Genomic DNA, 16,760 nt, shown 5'->3' with positions numbered 1-16,760 from the left:
TATTTAGTGAGGACCCAAATGAGTCGCAAGCGGTTTTTGGAGAAAAAATCATTTTCTCGGAGAAAAAGTGCTGACCACCCCCGCGAACTCGCTCCAAGCCATTGAAAAACAACAACTATGGACTGAAAACTTAATTGCTACTTCGAAAGCAACGTCAGCATCTGGACTGCCAGAGGGCTGATCGCAGCCCGTGCCTCCGCCACCAGAGCCACGGCACGTTGCGATGTATCCTCCTGCCCTGCCCGCAATACCTGCGTGGCCAGATTCTCGCCAGCCATGACGTCCTTCTCCACACGCCGCGCCAGCCCCGCATCCTGCAACTGGACATAGTCCGTTGCGAAGTTGTCGGTCATCGGCCCGCTGATCACAGGACATCCCAAAGTGATCGCTTCCCAAGGGTTATGGCCTTGCGTGTCTCCAAAGCTGCCGCCCACCAAAGCCAGCTGTGCCACACGGTACCAGAGCCCCAGTTCCCCAAGCGTGTCGGCCACATAGACGTGATGGGTCTCCTCCACGGCCTGCCCCGAATTGCGCTGACCATATTGCAGACCCGCAGCCTCCAGTGCCGCGCAAACCTCCGCCCCTCGCTCCGGGGCGCGCGGCACCACAATCAACAGCGCGTCGGGATCTGCTTCCAAAACGCGGGCCTGCGCAGCCAATGCCACCGCCTCATCCGGCGAATGGCTTGAGGCCGCGACCCAGACACGTCGCGCGCCCACAGCTTCCTCCACAGTCGCAAGCGCCTGCGCGTCCACCGACAAGGGTTCGGCTGCCGGCTTCAACGACGGCATTTCGTGCACATCCCCCGCCCCAAGCTGCTGCAAAAAATCGACCGTGCGGGCGTCCTGCGCCGCCACATAAGTGAACAACCGCATCAGATGCGCAAAACCGGAGCGGAACCGTCGCCGTTTCGCAAACCCGTCTTCCGTGAGACGAGCATTGATGTACGCCAGCGGAATGTCCCGCCGCGCCACATCACAGATGATCCCGGGCCAGAGGTCCTGTTCCGACCAGATCGAGACATCCGGCTGCCAGTAATCCAGGAACTGCGCCACAAATGTTGGGCCATCCAGTGGCAAAAACTGATGCATCACGCGTGGGGGCAGGTTTTGGGCAAATACCTGCGCCGAACTGCGCGCCGTGGAGGTCACAAGGAAGTGCACATCCGGCCGCATCTCGCCCATCTTCGCCAGCAACGGCCGCAACGCCAGTACTTCGCCAAGCCCAACCGCATGTACCCAGACCAATGGGCCCGCAGGCCGTGCCAGACTTGGTTGCCCCAATTTCTCCTGCGCGCGGGCCGGATCATCTTTGCCCAGCGCCACGCGCCGCGCCACCACGCGCCGCATCAAGGGCTGCAAACAGGGGCGCAGCGCCAGGTAACACCGCAATTGCCACCCGAAAGCCGGACCGCTACGCCGGAATGTCTTCTGCATGGTGCTCTGCCTGTGCCTTGATTGCGCCTTACCGGACTTTAACCACAGGCCGGTCTTCAAGGCCATGGTGGCAGTTTGCGTTGCCGGCAAACAACGATAACGGGAAAACTGGCGTTAATAAGTCGTGAATGACTTTCTGAAACAGTGCGCGAGAAGACACTATTTGTTGCGTAGCCAATGCCGGATTTGACATGCCCCTGATGAACCCTCTGCGCACATTCGCACGCGCCATGGGCGGCCCGACCTATTTGCCTTCCCTCATCGCTCTGGTGGTGTGGGTGTCTTTCGCCGTCTATGTCGAACGCAACGAAACCTTTATCACCAAACAGGAGCAACGCACCCTGGCGGTCAGCGAGACCAGCCGGTTGCGCGCCCAGGTCGAGGGCTACGTCAGCGCCGACATTCAGCTGGTGCGCGGCATGATCGCTGCGCTCACCGCAAATTTGGAGATGACGCAAGCGGAATACAGTCAATTGGTTGAACTGGTGATGGGCCGACATCAGGAATTCCTGAACATCGCTGCCGCGCCAGGATTGATTGTGAACCGCGTCTTCCCCTATGAAAAAAACAAGGCAGCCCTCGGTCTGGACTACAACGAAAACGAGGCGCAACGCGCCGCCGCCTATCAGGTCCGAGACACAGGGGAGATGGTTCTCGCCGGCCCCATCAACCTGGTGCAGGGCGGCACGGGATTTGTGGCGCGCTTCCCGGTCTGGGACACCCGCAATGGACAGCGCCGGTTCTGGGGACTGGTCGCCGCTGTGATTGACGCCAATCTCCTGTACCAGGAAGCGGGGCTTCTTGACCCCGATCTGCCCATCGACGTAGCCTTGATCGGCAAAGACGGTAAAGGCGCGGACGGTGAGCTCTTCTTTGGAGATGCCGCAATTCTGGACGACACCCCCATCCTCATGGACATCCAACTGCCAAGTGGTTCTTGGCAACTGGCCACCCGTCCCAAAGGTGGCTGGGCCCTGACTGCAGAGGATATGTGGCCGCGACGTATTGGTTTCTTCATTGTTGGCCTGTTGATTTTGGTACCCACGGTGGCCGCAGGACGTCTGTCAGACACCCGACGGACCGCAATCAACACGCTCAAGCGCCGCGAAGCGGAACTTGAGCGCCTCTCGCTGGTTGCCAAACACGCATCCGACAGCATCATCCTCAGCAGCCCGAACGGCGATATTCAGTGGGTCAACGCAGGCTTCACTCGCATGACAGGCTATTCGTTTGACGAGGCCGTTGGGCAAAATGTCGGCCAGCTTCTAAACTCGGAAAACACCAATCCCGAAACCATTCAGGAGATGATCACCCAGCGTAATTTAGGCAACCGTTTCCATTGCCAGATCATCAATAGGACCAAAGATGGCCGCGACATTTGGGTTGGTACCAATGTCTTCCCGATCAAAGATGAAGACGGGAATGTCACCATGAACATCGGGATCGAGCGCGACATCACCCAGACCAAGAACCACGAAAAAGAACTGGCCGAAGCCAAGCTGGTGGCGGAAAAGGCGGACCGGGCCAAATCCGAATTCCTGGCCAACATGAGCCATGAAATCCGCACGCCAATGAATGGCATTCTGGGCATGGCGGACATCCTGAATGAAAGCGATCTCTCCATCGATGATCGTCAATGCGTCGATACCATCCGGGACAGCGGCTATGCGCTGCTCAAGATCATCAACGACATTCTTGACCTCTCCCGCCTGGAAAGCGGCAAGCTGGAAGTGTCCGAGGTGGACTTCAACCTGCGCCAATGTGTGGAAGGGGCCGTAGAGTTGCTGCGACGAAAGGCAGAGCAAAAAGGCATCTCCCTGACGGTGGAGTATGAAGACGATCTGCCGACCGAAGTGCGCTCAGATGACGGTCGCTTGCGTCAGATCATTGTGAATCTGGTAGGCAATGCCGTGAAATTCACCTCCGAGGGTGGCGTGCGTGTGGTTGTGAAACGTGATGACGCGTCTGAACATGGCATCAAAATCGACGTCTTTGACACCGGTATTGGCATCACCGCGGAACAGGCGCAGCACATCTTTGATCGCTTCTCACAAGCAGACGCGGCCACCACCCGCGCCTTTGGCGGCACCGGCCTTGGCCTGACCATTTCCGCCATGTTGGCGCGGCGCATGGGCGGCAACATCTCGCTGTGCACAGATTATGACGACGGCGCGTGCTTTGTTGCGACCATCGACACCCAACCAGTTGAAGGCAGCGCGCCAGAAACGAGCCCAACTCCGCTGTTTGTTTCTGAACATCTCGACGGCGCACGCATTCTTCTGGCTGAGGACAACAAAACCAACCGACTTCTGATCCAGAAATACTTGGCTGAGTTTGCGGTGGAACTGATCGAAGTAGAGAACGGTCTGCAAGCAGTGGAATTCTGCAAGGCCTACGATCCGGATGTGGTGCTTATGGACATGTCGATGCCGGAACTGGACGGGGTGGAAGCGACCCGCATCATCCGTTCGCTGCCGATCCATCAGCCACCCATCGTGGCGCTGACAGCCAATGCTTTTGACAGTGACAAGGAAGCCTGTCTGGAAGCGGGCATGGACTTCTTCCTGTCCAAGCCGATCAACAAGGCCCACCTTCTGCAGGCCCTGTCGACCCAGTTGGAACACCGCAAGGCCTCCTGACCTAACGACATCCCGGGACCGGCGGCGCAGCCTTTGGCGCCGCCTCCCTCTTTACTTAGGCAGCGGGCATCCGCTTTTCAACGATCTCCGCCCACCATGAGCAGCCCGCCGGGATAGCCTCGTCGTTGAAGTTGTATTCCGGGTGGTGCACCATCGCGCCATCTTCACCGTTGCCAACCAAGATATAGGCACCCGGGCGTTCTTCCAGCATAAAGGCAAAATCCTCGCCGCCCATCACCAGTGGCGCTTCATCACACTGACCGGAAATCGACTTGGCCACTTCGGTCGCAAACTCGGTCTGCGCCTCAGAATTCACCATTACTGGATAGCCACGGTGATATACAACCTCAGCTGTGCCACCAAAGGTCGCAGCAATACCGTTGCAAATCTCATTGATCCGCTCTTCCGCCAACGCACGCATCTCTTTGGACATTGTGCGCACGGTGCCTTTGATGTGCACTTTCTGCGGGATCACGTTGAAGGCTTTGGACGAAGTTTCAAAGCTGGTCACCGACACAACCACCTGATCCACAGGATCAGCGTTGCGGCTGGCAATGGTCTGCAGCGCCAGCACCGCCTGCGCGGACATCACGGTGGTGTCGACAGTGTCATGCGGCTTGGCCGCGTGCCCGCCCCGGCCTTCAAAGTGAATCTCAAACTGGTCGGTTGCCGCAAAGAACGAGCCCGGACGGATCGCAAAAGTGCCCAGTGGCACACCCGGCCAGTTGTGCATGCCGTACACTTCCTGAATGCCCCAACGCTCCATTAGACCATCTTCGCACATCTCACGACCACCGCCGCCACCTTCTTCGGCAGGCTGGAAGATCACCACAACGGTGCCGTCAAAGTTACGGGTCTCCGCCAGATACTTCGCCGCGCCCAGCAGCATGGCTGTGTGCCCATCATGGCCACATGCATGCATCGCGCCCGGTGTCTTGGAGGCATACTCCAGACCGGTCTGCTCGTGGATCGGCAGCGCATCCATGTCAGCACGCAGGCCAATCACTTTGCCAGAGCCGGTCTCTTTGCCCTTGATCACGCCCACAACGCCGGTGCGGCCGATGCCGGTGGTCACTTCGTCCAGACCAAACTCTTCCAGTTTCTCCGCCACAAGCGCGCTGGTGCGGTGGGTTTCAAACAGGATTTCCGGGTTCTCATGCAGATCACGGCGCCAGGCGGTGATTTCGTCATGCAACTCTGCAAAACGGTTCTTGGTGGGCATAATTGTTCCTCGCTCAATAGTACGTTCTTAAACCGCAGGCATGCGGCGTTCGATCACTTCCGACAGAAAGCTGCTCCCGTGCGGGATTGCCTCGTCGTTAAAGTTATATTCGGGGTGGTGCAACGCCGCGCTGTCGCCGTTGCCCACCATGATGAAGGCCCCGGGCCGCGCTTGCAACATGTAGGAGAAGTCCTCGCCGCCCATTTTCAGAGGCGCTTCATGACAGCTGCCAGAAACCGCGGTGGCAACCTCTTCCGCAAACGCCGCCTGCTCATCCCAGTTGATTGTCGCGGGCGTGATGCGCTGATAGTCGACCTTGGCTGCGCCACCAAACGTCGCGGCGACACCGGCCACAACCTCTTTCATCCGCGCCTCAACCATGTTCTGTGTATCCGGGTTAAACGTCCGCACAGTGCCTTTCAGCGTCGCGGTGTGCGGGATCACGTTATAGACGTCCGAGCCGGTCTGAAACGATGTCACCGACAACACAGCCCGATCCACCGGATCGGCGTTGCGGCTGACAATCGACTGCAGCGCCAGATGGATCTGGCTGCCCATCATGGTTGGGTCGATGGTTTTATTCGGCTGCGCCGCATGGCCGCCCTTGCCTGCAATCTCGATGGTGAAGAAATCCACCGCCGCCAGCAACGGTCCTTTGCGCAAGGCAAACTCGCCAACCGGCAGGCCGGGGTAGTTGTGCATGCCATAGACCTCTTTGATGCCAAAGCGCTCCATCATGCCATCTTCAACCATAGCCAAAGCGCCATTGCCGCCTTCTTCTGCCGGCTGGAAAATCACCGCCACCGCGCCATCAAAGTTGCGGGTCTCGCTGAGATACTTCGCGGCACCGAGCAACATCGCCGTGTGCCCATCATGGCCACAGGCATGCATCGCACCGTCATGCTTGGAGGCATAGTCCAGCCCGGTCTGCTCCGCCATCGGCAGCGCATCCATATCCGCGCGCAGGCCAACCACATTGCCTTTGGTGTCCGTCTTACCTTTGATCAGCCCCACCACACCGGTGCGGCCGATGCCGGTAACAACCTCGTCACACCCAAAGGCCTTGAGCTTCTCCGCCACCAGCGCGGACGTGCGGTGGGTCTCATACAGCACCTCAGGGTGCGCATGAATGTCTTGCCGCCATTCGGTGATCTCGGCGTGCAACTCCGCAAAACGGTTCTTAACCGGCATGTCTCTCTCCCCTGCCCCTGCTTTAGTCTGCGCTCGGCATGCGCCGTTCTATCATTTCGACAAACCAACTGCTGCCTACTGGGATGGCCTCATCGTTGAAGTTATATTCCGGGTGGTGACACTGCGCGCTGTCGCCATTGCCAAGGAAAATATACGCGCCGGGGCGCTCTTCCAGCATGAAGGAAAAATCTTCCGCAGGCATGATCGGCTGCACATTGGCGTCGACATTTGCCGCACCCGCCACAGCCTGAGCCGCTTCCACCGCAAATTCTGTTTCACGATCATGGTTCACAGTGACCGGATAGCCCTCTTCCCAGATCACCTCCGCCGTTGCCCCAAACGCCAGCGCCGTATGGGTGGCCACCTCACGAATACGTTTCTCCGCCAATGCGCGATTGTTGTTGTCCAACGTGCGCACAGTGCCTTTCATGCGCACCGTATGCGCAATCACGTTGGACGCGCTGCTGTCGGTCTCCAGTGTCCCCACGGTCAGCACCACCCGCTCAATTGGCTTCACATTGCGTGATACAATGCTTTGCAAGGAGACCAGGATCTGCGCCGCCACAAGGGTTGTGTCGACCGCCTCCTGAGGCTCCGCCGCGTGGCCGCCTTTGCCGGTGACCACAATCTCAAACTCATCCGCCGATGCCAGAAGCGCCCCGGGGCGGATGCCAAATTCACCAATTGGCGTTCCCGGCCCATTGTGCAGGCCATAAACCTCCTGAATGTTCCAGCGATCCATCATCCCGTCTCGACACATCTCACGGCCACCGCCGCCACCTTCTTCGGCAGGCTGGAAAATCATCACCGCTGTGCCGTCAAAGTTCCGCGTCTCCGCCAGATACTTTGCCGCGCCAAGCAACATCGCCGTATGCCCGTCATGGCCGCAGGCGTGCATCTTACCGTCAACCTTGGAGGCGTAGTCCAACCCTGTGGCCTCATGAATCGGCAGCGCGTCCATATCCGCACGCAGGCCGATCACGCGACCTTGGGTGTCACTTTTGCCTTTGATCACCGCCACTACACCGGTCTGACCAATGCCCGGTGTGATCTCATCCACGCCAAATTCCTTCAGACGCGCCTGCACAAAAGCTGCCGTTTCATGCACATCAAACAACAGTTCAGGGTTCTCATGCAGGTGGCGCCGCCAACCAGTGATCTCATCGTGCATCTGCGCAATACGATTGCGGATAGGCATGGGCACTTCCTCCAAAATAACATGATTTTCTGATCGCTTGGCGAGACTGAACCAATGTTCAATGACTGGCAAGAGCCACCGCGAAAATAATTCACTTATCAAGCAAACCTTCGCCTACCCATGCGTCAACATGAGTCAGCCCAATCCGCTTCGCAACGCTCGCACCACCAGGCACAAACGGCTAGACTTAAGGCATGCGAACTTGGATACGCCACCGGGCCACGATTCTCCTGCTCTTCTTCGTCCTGCTAGTTGCTCTCGCCAGCGGCGTTTGGCGCTACGGCTATGTGCAAGCGTTAGATCAACTAGCCCGGCGCGGCGAAGCCGACCTCGCGCTGGCCGCTGACCGGCTCACAGCACAGCTTCAACGTTATCAAGAGCTTGCGGTCCTGATGGCGGAGCACCCGACGCTTCTCGCCCTGAGCAAGGATCAAACCAACGCCCAGCCCAGCGCCGACCTGCTTCTGGAAGTGGCCGACAAAACCGCCGCGCTGGATCTGATTTATGCCAGCGCCGACGGCACCATTCTAGCCACTGCTCAGGAAGACGCCATTCCTTCTCAAAACCTCACCGGTGCCCCCTATTTCACCCGTGCCTTGCACGGCGCCATCGGCACGCACCATGCGGTCGATGCACGTTTTAATCAGCGCGCCTTTTACTTCTCCGCACCCAGTTTTGGCACAGACGGCAAAGTGGCCGCTGTCCTCACCGTCGTGGTGGATATGGCCGATGTCGAAGGCAACTGGCGCGGTGACGGCCCGGCGGTCTACTTTGTCGACGACGCCCAAGAGGTCTTCATCACCAACCGCTCCGAACTCCTGTTCTGGCAGCGCCCCGCAGGCGGCACCGGCCTTGTGCCACCCAACGCGCCAGCGCCAAATTTCTCCAGCAGCATCACTGCCGGCTTTGAGGTCTGGAAAATGGACTGGGGCCCCTACATCCCCGAACGCGGCCTGCACATCATCAAAGACCTGCCAATCATCGACCTCGTGGCCGAGGCCATTGTCGACGTCAGCTTCGCCCGCCGCATTGCAGGCCTTCAGGCGGGTGCCATCGCTGCCGTGGTCATGGTGTTTGGCCTGATCCTGCTGCAAGTGCTGGAACGCCGCCGCGTACTGGCCCAAGCCAACGCCGAACTCGAAGAGCGCGTTACCCACCGCACCAAAGCCCTCTCCGCCACCAACGAAGCGCTGCGCCGCGAGATCACCGAACGCGAAGAAGCCGAAGCCGCCCTCAAGAAAGCCCAATCCGATCTTGTGCAAGCAGGCAAACTCTCCGCACTTGGCCAGATGAGTGCCGGCATCAGCCACGAACTCAACCAGCCTCTTCAGGCCATTCAGACCTTCGCCGACAACGGCACCCGTTTTCTGGAGCGGGACAACACTGAGAAAGCCGGTGAAAACCTCGCCCGGATCTCCCAAATGGCCACCCGCATGGCCCGCATCATCAAAAACCTGCGCGCCTTTGCCCGCAACGAAAACGAACCCATGGGCAAGGTTGATCTGGTCGCCACGATCAGCCAGGCCGTCGAACTCACCGAACTGCGCCTCAACCAGGACAACATCAACCTCAGCTGGGCGGCGCATTCCTATAACGTCCCAATCTATGCATTGGGCGGCGAGGTCCGCCTCGCGCAGGTGTTTGTCAACCTGATCAACAACGCCGCCGACGCCATGTCCGACAGCGACGAGCGCCAAATCGACATCTCCATTGTCACCGCCCCCCGCCTCTGCGTGAACATCCGCGACACCGGCCCCGGCATCGACGCCCCCGACAAGATCTTTGACCCGTTCTACACCACCAAAGAGGTCGGCAGCTCAGAAGGCATGGGCCTCGGCCTCTCCATCAGCTATGGCTTGGTGCAAAGCTTCGGCGGCAACATCCGCGGCACCAACCTACCCTCGGGAGGCGCCCTCTTCACCGTCGAGCTGGACCAATGGCAAGAGGAGAGCCCGTCATGACAGCGCCTGTTCTGGTGGTCGATGACGACCCCATCGTGCGCGAGGCCCTGACCCAGACGCTGGAACTCGAAGAGTTCCCGGTCATCTCCGCAGGCTCTTTTGTTGAGGCCAAAGACCACATCACCGCATCCTTCGCGGGGGTGATCCTGTCAGACATGCGCATGCCCGGCCGCGATGGCTTCCACCTCCTGCAATTCACCCGCGATACCGACGCGGAACTGCCCGTGATCCTGCTCACCGGCGAAGGCGACATTCCCATGGCCGTGCGCGCCATGACCCAGGGCGCCTTTGGCTTCCTGGAAAAACCCTGTGCCCCGGCCGAACTCATTGCCGTGATCGAACGCGCCCAAAAGGCCCGCGCCATGGCGCTGGAAAACCGCCGCCTCAAAGCCCAGCTGGAAACCGGCGACGCCGCCGCCCGCATCATCTACGGCACCTCCCACCAAGCCGAAGCCCTGCGCCACCGCGCCCGCTCGGTGGCCCGCATCAATGCCGAAGTGCTGATCTCTGGCCCACCAGGCGCCGGCATCTCGAAAGTGGCCGAAGTCATCCACCTCTGCGGCGCCCACCCTGAAGGCCCCTTTGCCAAACACACCGCCGCAGGCATGGACCCGGCCGCCTTCGCCGCGCTCGTTGAGGACACACAAGGCGGCAGCCTCTTCTTGGACGAAGTGCAATCCATGCCGATGCAGACGCAATTTGCTCTGCTGACCCTGCTGGAAACCGGCGAACACCCGCGCCTGATCTTTGGCAGCGCCGCGCCGCTGGACGACGCCGTGCAATCCGGCGCCCTGCACGCCGACCTCTATTACCGCCTCGAAGCGCTCCAAGTCCGCATCCCCGGCCTGTCCGAACGCCCCGAGGACATCCCTGTGCTCTTCCGTCACTACGTGGCCCAAGCCGCCGAACAGGCTGGCATCGCCGCGCCCGACATCACGCCGGAGGTGATCTCGTCGCTGATGGCACAGGACTGGCCCGGAAACGCCCGCGCCTTGATGAGCGCCGCCATGCGCTTCACCCTGGGTTTGCCTGGCGAGGAAACCCAAACCGCTGGCCTGGGATTGGCCGACCAAATGGCACAGGTCGAGCGATCTTTGCTTGCAGAAGCGCTGCGCAAGCACCAAGGTCGGGCCGCAGCCGCCGCCGAAGCGCTCAAGCTGCCGCGCAAAACCATGTATGACAAACTCGCCAAATACGGCCTCAAGCCCGAAAGCTTCCGATGACCGCGACCACCGATCCATCGCACGCCCCGGCCCCCGCACATCTCACCCGCCGCGCCGGCTGGCTGGCCATTGCCGCCATGTTTGGCCTCAACGGCGCGCTGTTTGGCCTCTGGGCCAGCCGCATCCCCGCTTTCAAGGCCACCCATGAGCTGAGCCATGCGGGGCTCGGTGCGCTCCTGTTGCTGCTAGCAGGCGGGGCGATCTGCGCCTTCCCATTGGCGGGCCGTCTGGCCGACCACTACGGCGCGGCACGTGTGACCAAGACCTTGGCAATTATCAAAATCACCGCACTGTTAGCGCTCGCAATTGCCCCCAACGTGCCCACGCTCGCCATCGCGCTTTTCCTCTTTGGGGCGATCCACGGCGGCATGGATGTCACCATGAACGCCTGGGGCGCAGAGGTCGAACGCTGGGCCAAACGCCCACAGATGTCCTCATATCATGCTATGTGGAGCCTTGGCGCCGGGCTGGCGGCAGGCACCGGCTTTGTGGCGATCTCTCTGGGCGCAACCCCGCTTGTGCATTTTGCTCTAATCGGCCTGCCGGTTGTGGCCCTGCTCTGCTGGCTCGGCAATATTCCTTGGACCTCCCCAACCAACCGTGACAGCAAGGCGCCAATCTTCTCCATTCCAAAAGGTCAGCTTGTGCTGGTCGGCCTGCTGGCGTTTGGGGCCTCAATGGGTGAAGGAGCCATCGCTGACTGGAGCGCGGTCTATCTGGTGGATATCGGCGGCGCACCTGAAAACTGGGCGGCCATGGGCTATGCAATCTTCTCGGTGACCATGGTGGCAATGCGCCTGCTTGGCGACATGATCACCCGCATGACTTCCCCGGAAATGGCCGCCCGCGTCAGCGGCCTTATCGCAGCCGGGGGCGCCGCGCTCACCGTGCTCTTCCCGACACCGCCGCTCATCCTAACAGGCTTTGTACTGATGGGCATCGGCTACGCCCTGATCTTCCCGCTCGCCTTTAGCCGCGCCGCCAACGACCCCGTTGAGACCCCCGGCAAAGCCCTCGCCGGCACCGCCACCTTCGGCTACGGCGGCATGTTGTTGGGCCCGCCGGTGATCGGCTTCATCGCCAACGCCACCTCGCTCAGGGTCTCGTTTGGGGTGCTGGCTGTACTGGCGCTGATGATTGCGGTGTTGAGTGGGGCGTTGAAGCGGGCGGAGTGAACCACTTTGCTCACGGGACTCGAAGCAGGTGCGTGTGCGAAACTTTTCTAAGCCCGAACGTCACCCAAGCAGTGCACGATGAACCAACGCAATAGGGCCACAATCAGCGGATTGGATAACCTAGGCTACCCGATATCTCATCCAGAAACTTCAAAGAGGCCAGCACTACATCGAGAAGTCTATGATCCTCTGCCGACTGCGTCGTCACTTGCAAGAAGGGAAGTCCTCCATACTTGCCAACGCCAAAGGCTCCCTCCCCATAAACCACGCGAACGACGGCAGTGTCACCGGAGCCGTTTACCTCCACATTGTTTCCTTGCGTCAAAAACGCGTGTTTGTTTGCTTTGGCAACGTCTCTTAGTATTTTGAAATTGGGATTAAGCTTTGCGAGCTCAGCCCGAAACCCAGTGTCATCTCTTCTACTCTCGATCGGCTGTTTAAAAATCTTAAAGGGGTCCTGCCCTTGCCCGACCACTTCGCGGTGGATGTGAGCAGCAAGGGCATCAACAACCGAGACGGCGGCAAATCCCCTATGCAAAGCAGCATCCTCGTTTTCGAACTCATCCACAAGCGGCTGAACAATTTCTTCCCGAAAATGACCAAGCGGCATTGCCATAAAGGCCTCCATTTAGAACTGTAAATTGATTTAATTGCGTAACAAGTAGGTCCGAAGCGAATAGCGAAACCTAACTTTTCTTCTATGCATAACACTCAAGAATAGCAAAGGTAGCAGGGGATGAAACTGACACCCCGTTAACCTCTCCCCACCCAAAAACGCACCTCCGCAAAACAGTCGCGATACCGACAGAATACCGACGTGATTTTTGCCGCAAACCGTCCTCCGTGCAAAGCTTAACGCTCAGAGCGGTAGCATGCTGGTCGATTTGATTTCTTCCATAGATAACAACGCGGTAACGTTGTGCACCTTCACCTCTGAAATCAGAGCTTGGTAAAAGGTGTCATAGGCGCGCGCGTTCTGCACCTGAACCTTCAGAATATAGTCTATGTCCCCCGCCAGCCGGTGCGCTTCCAAAACCTCAGGGCGCTCACGCAGGGCTTTCAGAAACTTCTGCTGCCAGTCCGCCTCATGCTCGCTGGTGCGGATCAGAACAAAGAAACAGGCATCAAAACCAAGCGCTTCGGCATCAAGCAAAACCGTCTGCTGCCGGATCACCCCGGCTTCTTTGAGCTTGCGGATACGATTCCACACCGGCGTCTTGGACGAGCCCACACGTTTGGCAATTTCGTCCAAAGATTGCGCCGCATCCCGTTGCAGCTCGCCGAGAATTTTCTTATCCATATCGTCAATACGCAACGCCATCCCATTTTCCCCGCTCTTTGTGGAACGCCGGCGTATTTCCCCAAACACACCAGAACGCACGTTTCTATTTTCGCCAGTATCTGGCGGTTACGGGGAACAATTTCCTATATTCCACTCAAAGTCAAACCCCGGGAGAGTCTCATGCCACGCGCATTCACACCCAAAGTCATCACCGCCAACGCCCTCATCGAAGGCGACGTGATTTATTTCACCAAAGACGACACTTGGACCCGTGATCTGGGATGTGCCGAGTATCTCACGGATGAGGCGCACGCACAGTTGCGCCTTCTGGAAGCGGAACAGCAAGTGGATCTGGTGGTTGGTGCCTATCTGGCGGATGCTGCCGAGGGAGAAAACGGCCCTGAGCCGACACACTTCCGCGAGGAATTCCGCCGCACCGGGCCGTCAAACTACTTCCACGGCAAGCAAGCAGAAACAAAGCAACAGGATGGTCAGGCCGCCTGATCGGCCTCTCCTGCAGCAAATAAAAGGGTTCCCCCATGTATCAGTACAACGACTTTGACAAAGCCTTTCTGGCAGAGCGCAATCGTCAGTTCCGTGCACAGGTAGAACGTCGCATCGCTGGCAACCTGACCGAAGAAGAATTCCGCCCCCTGCGCCTGATGAACGGCCTGTATCTGCAGCTGCACGCCTACATGCTGCGCGTGGCCATTCCTTATGGCACGCTGAGCTCGGCGCAGATGGACACGCTCGCGCTGCTGGCTGAAAAGTGGGACAAAGGCTACGGCCACTTCACAACTCGCCAGAACATCCAGTACAACTGGCCCAAGCTGACCGACGTGCCGGATATGCTCGACGCGTTGGGCGAGGTTGGCATGCACGCCATCCAGACCTCCGGCAACACCATCCGCAACGTGACCGCAGACCACTTTGCCGGTGCCGCCGCCGACGAGCTGGAAGATCCACGCCCCGTGGCAGAACTGATCCGCCAATGGTCCACCGACCACCCGGAGTTTCAGTTCATGGGCCGCAAGTTCAAGATCGCCGTCAGCGCAGGTGCACAGGACCGCGCTGTGCTGAAAGCCCACGATCTGGCTGTGCGCATCGTGCAAAACGACGCGGGCGAGATTGGCTATCAGGTGCTGGTGGGCGGTGGCCTTGGCCGCACCCCGATGATTGGCAAGGTTCTCAATGACTTCCTGCCGCGCGAAGACTTGCTGCCTTACATTGAGGCAACGGTCTCGGTATGGAACCAGATCGGCCGTCGCGACAACAAATACAAAGCCCGCATCAAGATCACCGTGCATGAAACCGGTCTTGAAGAGTTCCGCGCAAAGGTAGAGGAACGCTTTGAAAGCGTGCGCCAAACCTTCTCCGGCATCGACCAGGACCTGTTTGAGGACATCAAAGCCCACTTTGCACCTCCGGCATTCCGCAACGCACCCACTGTCGAATTCGACAGCGCGTATGATGCCAATCCCCTGTTTCGCAGCTGGGTCGATACCAATCTGACAACGCACCGTGCGCCGGGGTATGCAATTGTTACCGTTTCGATCAAAAAGCATGGCGAAACCCCGGGCGACGCCACCGCAGATCAGATGCGGGCACTGGCCGAGATCGCGCGCCAATACGGCCACGACGAGCTGCGCATCAGCCACGAGCAAAACGTGATCCTGCCACATGTGCACAAGTCTGACTTGCCCGCGGTCTATGCCGCGCTACGCGAAGCAGACCTGCACACTGCCAACATCGGCCTCGTGAGCGACATCATCGCCTGCCCGGGCATGGACTACTGCGCCCTGGCGACAGCCCGCTCCATTCCGGTCGCGCAACAGATCGCAACCCGCTTTGACGAGCTGAAACTTGAGCACGACATCGGTCACCTACAGATCAAGATTTCAGGCTGCATCAACGCCTGTGGGCACCACCACGTGGGCCACATCGGTATCCTTGGTCTCGACCGCGCAGGCGTGGAGAACTACCAGATCACCCTTGGCGGTGACGCCACCTGGGATGCGGAAATTGGTCAGCGCGCCGGTCCGGGTTTTGCCTACGACGAGATTGTGCCCGCAATCGAACGCCTCGTGAAAGGCTATTTGGAGCTGCGCGAAGGTCCGGAAGAAACCTTCCTTCAAGCCTACCGCCGCCTTGGCCTCGCGCCTTTCAAGGCGCACCTCTATCCAGAGACCCAGGCCAATGCAGCATAATGGCATAACCCCTTTGACCTCCCCTCTGACGTCGGCGATTTCGCCTTCATCAGAGCGCAAAGACCCGTTGCAAGCCAAGGTGAACGTGCTCAACGAGCGCTACCGCCACCACTCTGCGACGTCGGTCATGGAGGCCGCTCTGAAGGATCCGCAAGCCGGCAAACTGGCTCTGGTCTCGTCTTTTGGCGCGGAGTCCGTGGTGCTACTACATATGGCTGCAGTGGTGGACCGCAGCATTCCTGTGATCTTTGTCGACACAGAGATGCTGTTCACAGAAACCCTTGTCTACCAACAAGAAGTGGCCGAACGTCTACACTTGGACAACGTGGAGATCATCCGCGCCAGCGACGCCACATTGGCGGCAGAGGACCCGGACGGCACGTTGCACCAGTTTGACACCGACGCCTGCTGCTCCCTGCGCAAAACGCGCCCGTTGCAAAAGGCGCTGCGCGGCTATGACGGCTGGATCACCGGCCGCAAGCGGTTCCAATCTGGCACCCGCGCTGCGTTGGACTTCTTTGAGGTCGAGGACTTCACCGGCCGCATCAAGGTCAACCCACTGGCCCATTGGGCGCCGGAAGACGTGCGCGCCTACATGGAAGAAAACCGCCTGCCGCGCCACCCGCTGGTCGCGCAAGGCTACCCCTCAATTGGCTGCGCCCCCTGCACCTCCCCGGTGGCAGAAGGCGAAGACCCGCGCTCCGGGCGCTGGCGCGGCCAAGACAAAGACGAATGTGGCATCCATTTTGTGGACGGCAAAATGGTGCGGACAGGAGAAAAGATATGACTGTGATTGTAACAGACACCGGCTTTGGCTCTGACGATTGGACCCTGGGCTTTGTACCGCTGGATGAAGCCGCCAATGACGTGGCAGCGCTCGATGTGCCATCCAGCGCGGATCCAGCGGACGTGATCAAGCAAATCGCCGGCGCAGAGATGATCCGCGTGGACTTCCCCAGCTTCGCAGACGGCCGTGGTTTCACCATTGCCCGTCAACTGCGCCTGGCAGGGTATAAAGGCCGCCTGCGCGCCAAAGGTCATGTGATTTCCGACCAATACGCCATGGCCCGCCGCTGTGGCTTTGACGAGGTGGAGATCTCCGACGATCTCGCCGCGCGCCAGCCAGAAGGCGAATGGCAATTCCGCGCCAACTGGCAAGCAAACAACTATCAGGCCCGCATGCGCGGCTAACACATCGCAAAAAAGCGATGCGAGCTTGCGATATG

The 16,760-nt window shown here is 59.4% G+C and carries 14 protein-coding genes; 8 read left to right on the top strand and 6 right to left on the bottom strand.

Going from position 1 to position 16,760, the window contains the following annotated elements; all coding sequences use genetic code 11:
* Positions 1 to 137: 137 nt before the first annotated feature.
* Positions 138 to 1,349 carry a 3-deoxy-D-manno-octulosonic acid transferase gene (locus SIB92_RS21315; RefSeq protein WP_412553890.1) on the bottom strand — a complete coding sequence of 404 codons (1,212 nt, stop codon included), beginning with the start codon at positions 1,347 to 1,349 and terminating at the stop codon, positions 138 to 140.
* A 278-nt stretch (positions 1,350 to 1,627) separates the two neighbouring features.
* Between SIB92_RS21315 and SIB92_RS21310 the strand changes: the two genes are divergently transcribed.
* Positions 1,628 to 4,075 (top strand): response regulator, encoded by a 2,448-nt coding sequence (locus SIB92_RS21310; RefSeq protein ID WP_412553889.1) that lies wholly within the window; start codon positions 1,628 to 1,630, stop codon positions 4,073 to 4,075.
* 55 nt (positions 4,076 to 4,130) lie between these two features.
* Here SIB92_RS21310 and SIB92_RS21305 read toward each other — a convergent pair whose 3' ends face one another.
* From SIB92_RS21305 to SIB92_RS21295, 3 genes are read right to left on the bottom strand one after another with little or no spacing between them, the layout of a single operon-like run.
* The gene (locus SIB92_RS21305; RefSeq protein ID WP_412553888.1) at positions 4,131 to 5,297 is read right to left on the bottom strand and encodes a M20 aminoacylase family protein; all 1,167 of its coding nucleotides are present in this window, start codon (positions 5,295 to 5,297) and stop codon (positions 4,131 to 4,133) included.
* Positions 5,298 to 5,324: 27 nt separating this feature from the next.
* A complete protein-coding gene (locus SIB92_RS21300; RefSeq protein ID WP_412553887.1) occupies positions 5,325 to 6,488 on the bottom strand; it encodes a M20 aminoacylase family protein in 1,164 nt (387 codons plus the stop codon).
* A 22-nt stretch (positions 6,489 to 6,510) separates the two neighbouring features.
* Positions 6,511 to 7,686, bottom strand: coding sequence for a M20 aminoacylase family protein (locus tag SIB92_RS21295; protein WP_412553886.1), 1,176 nt, complete (start codon positions 7,684 to 7,686; stop codon positions 6,511 to 6,513).
* Positions 7,687 to 7,880: 194 nt separating this feature from the next.
* Here SIB92_RS21295 and SIB92_RS21290 point away from each other — a divergent pair, with 194 nt between their 5' ends.
* Genes SIB92_RS21290 through SIB92_RS21280 form a run of 3 tightly spaced genes read left to right on the top strand, consistent with a single transcriptional unit; the run spans position 7,881 to position 12,045 of the window.
* Entirely contained in the window at positions 7,881 to 9,647 is a 1,767-nt protein-coding gene (locus tag SIB92_RS21290; protein WP_412553885.1) for a sensor histidine kinase, read from the top strand.
* Positions 9,644 to 10,870, top strand: a complete 1,227-nt coding sequence (locus SIB92_RS21285; protein WP_412553884.1) for a sigma-54-dependent transcriptional regulator — start codon at positions 9,644 to 9,646, stop codon at positions 10,868 to 10,870. The genes SIB92_RS21290 and SIB92_RS21285 overlap by 4 nt, the downstream gene beginning before the upstream one ends.
* Positions 10,867 to 12,045 (top strand): MFS transporter, encoded by a 1,179-nt coding sequence (locus SIB92_RS21280; RefSeq protein WP_412553883.1) that lies wholly within the window; start codon positions 10,867 to 10,869, stop codon positions 12,043 to 12,045. The genes SIB92_RS21285 and SIB92_RS21280 overlap by 4 nt, the downstream gene beginning before the upstream one ends.
* Before the next feature lie 103 nt (positions 12,046 to 12,148).
* On the opposite strand, the gene SIB92_RS21275 is transcribed toward SIB92_RS21280, so the two are convergent.
* Positions 12,149 to 12,661, bottom strand: coding sequence for a hypothetical protein (locus SIB92_RS21275; protein WP_412553882.1), 513 nt, complete (start codon positions 12,659 to 12,661; stop codon positions 12,149 to 12,151).
* 243 nt (positions 12,662 to 12,904) lie between these two features.
* Positions 12,905 to 13,366: an Lrp/AsnC family transcriptional regulator gene (locus SIB92_RS21270; RefSeq protein WP_294117512.1), complete on the bottom strand. Its 462-nt coding sequence runs from the start codon at positions 13,364 to 13,366 to the stop codon at positions 12,905 to 12,907.
* A gap of 141 nt (positions 13,367 to 13,507) precedes the next feature.
* On the opposite strand from SIB92_RS21270, the gene SIB92_RS21265 reads away from it, so the two are divergent.
* The 4 genes from SIB92_RS21265 to SIB92_RS21250 are packed head-to-tail and all read left to right on the top strand — an operon-like array spanning position 13,508 to position 16,725.
* Positions 13,508 to 13,831 carry a DUF2849 domain-containing protein gene (locus SIB92_RS21265; RefSeq protein ID WP_412553881.1) on the top strand — a complete coding sequence of 108 codons (324 nt, stop codon included), beginning with the start codon at positions 13,508 to 13,510 and terminating at the stop codon, positions 13,829 to 13,831.
* Positions 13,832 to 13,866: 35 nt separating this feature from the next.
* A complete protein-coding gene (locus tag SIB92_RS21260; protein WP_412553880.1) occupies positions 13,867 to 15,534 on the top strand; it encodes a nitrite/sulfite reductase in 1,668 nt (555 codons plus the stop codon).
* Positions 15,524 to 16,321, top strand: a complete 798-nt coding sequence (locus SIB92_RS21255) for a phosphoadenylyl-sulfate reductase (protein ID WP_412553879.1) — start codon at positions 15,524 to 15,526, stop codon at positions 16,319 to 16,321. The genes SIB92_RS21260 and SIB92_RS21255 overlap by 11 nt, the downstream gene beginning before the upstream one ends.
* On the top strand, positions 16,318 to 16,725 hold the full coding sequence (locus tag SIB92_RS21250; RefSeq protein ID WP_412553878.1) for a DUF934 domain-containing protein: 408 nt from the start codon (positions 16,318 to 16,320) through the stop codon (positions 16,723 to 16,725). The genes SIB92_RS21255 and SIB92_RS21250 overlap by 4 nt, the downstream gene beginning before the upstream one ends.
* Positions 16,726 to 16,760: the final 35 nt, after the last annotated feature.

Source organism: Shimia sp. MIT1388 (assembly GCF_047124445.1).
Classification (GTDB): domain Bacteria; phylum Pseudomonadota; class Alphaproteobacteria; order Rhodobacterales; family Rhodobacteraceae; genus Shimia.
This window is presented reverse-complemented; position numbering and strand designations above follow the sequence as displayed.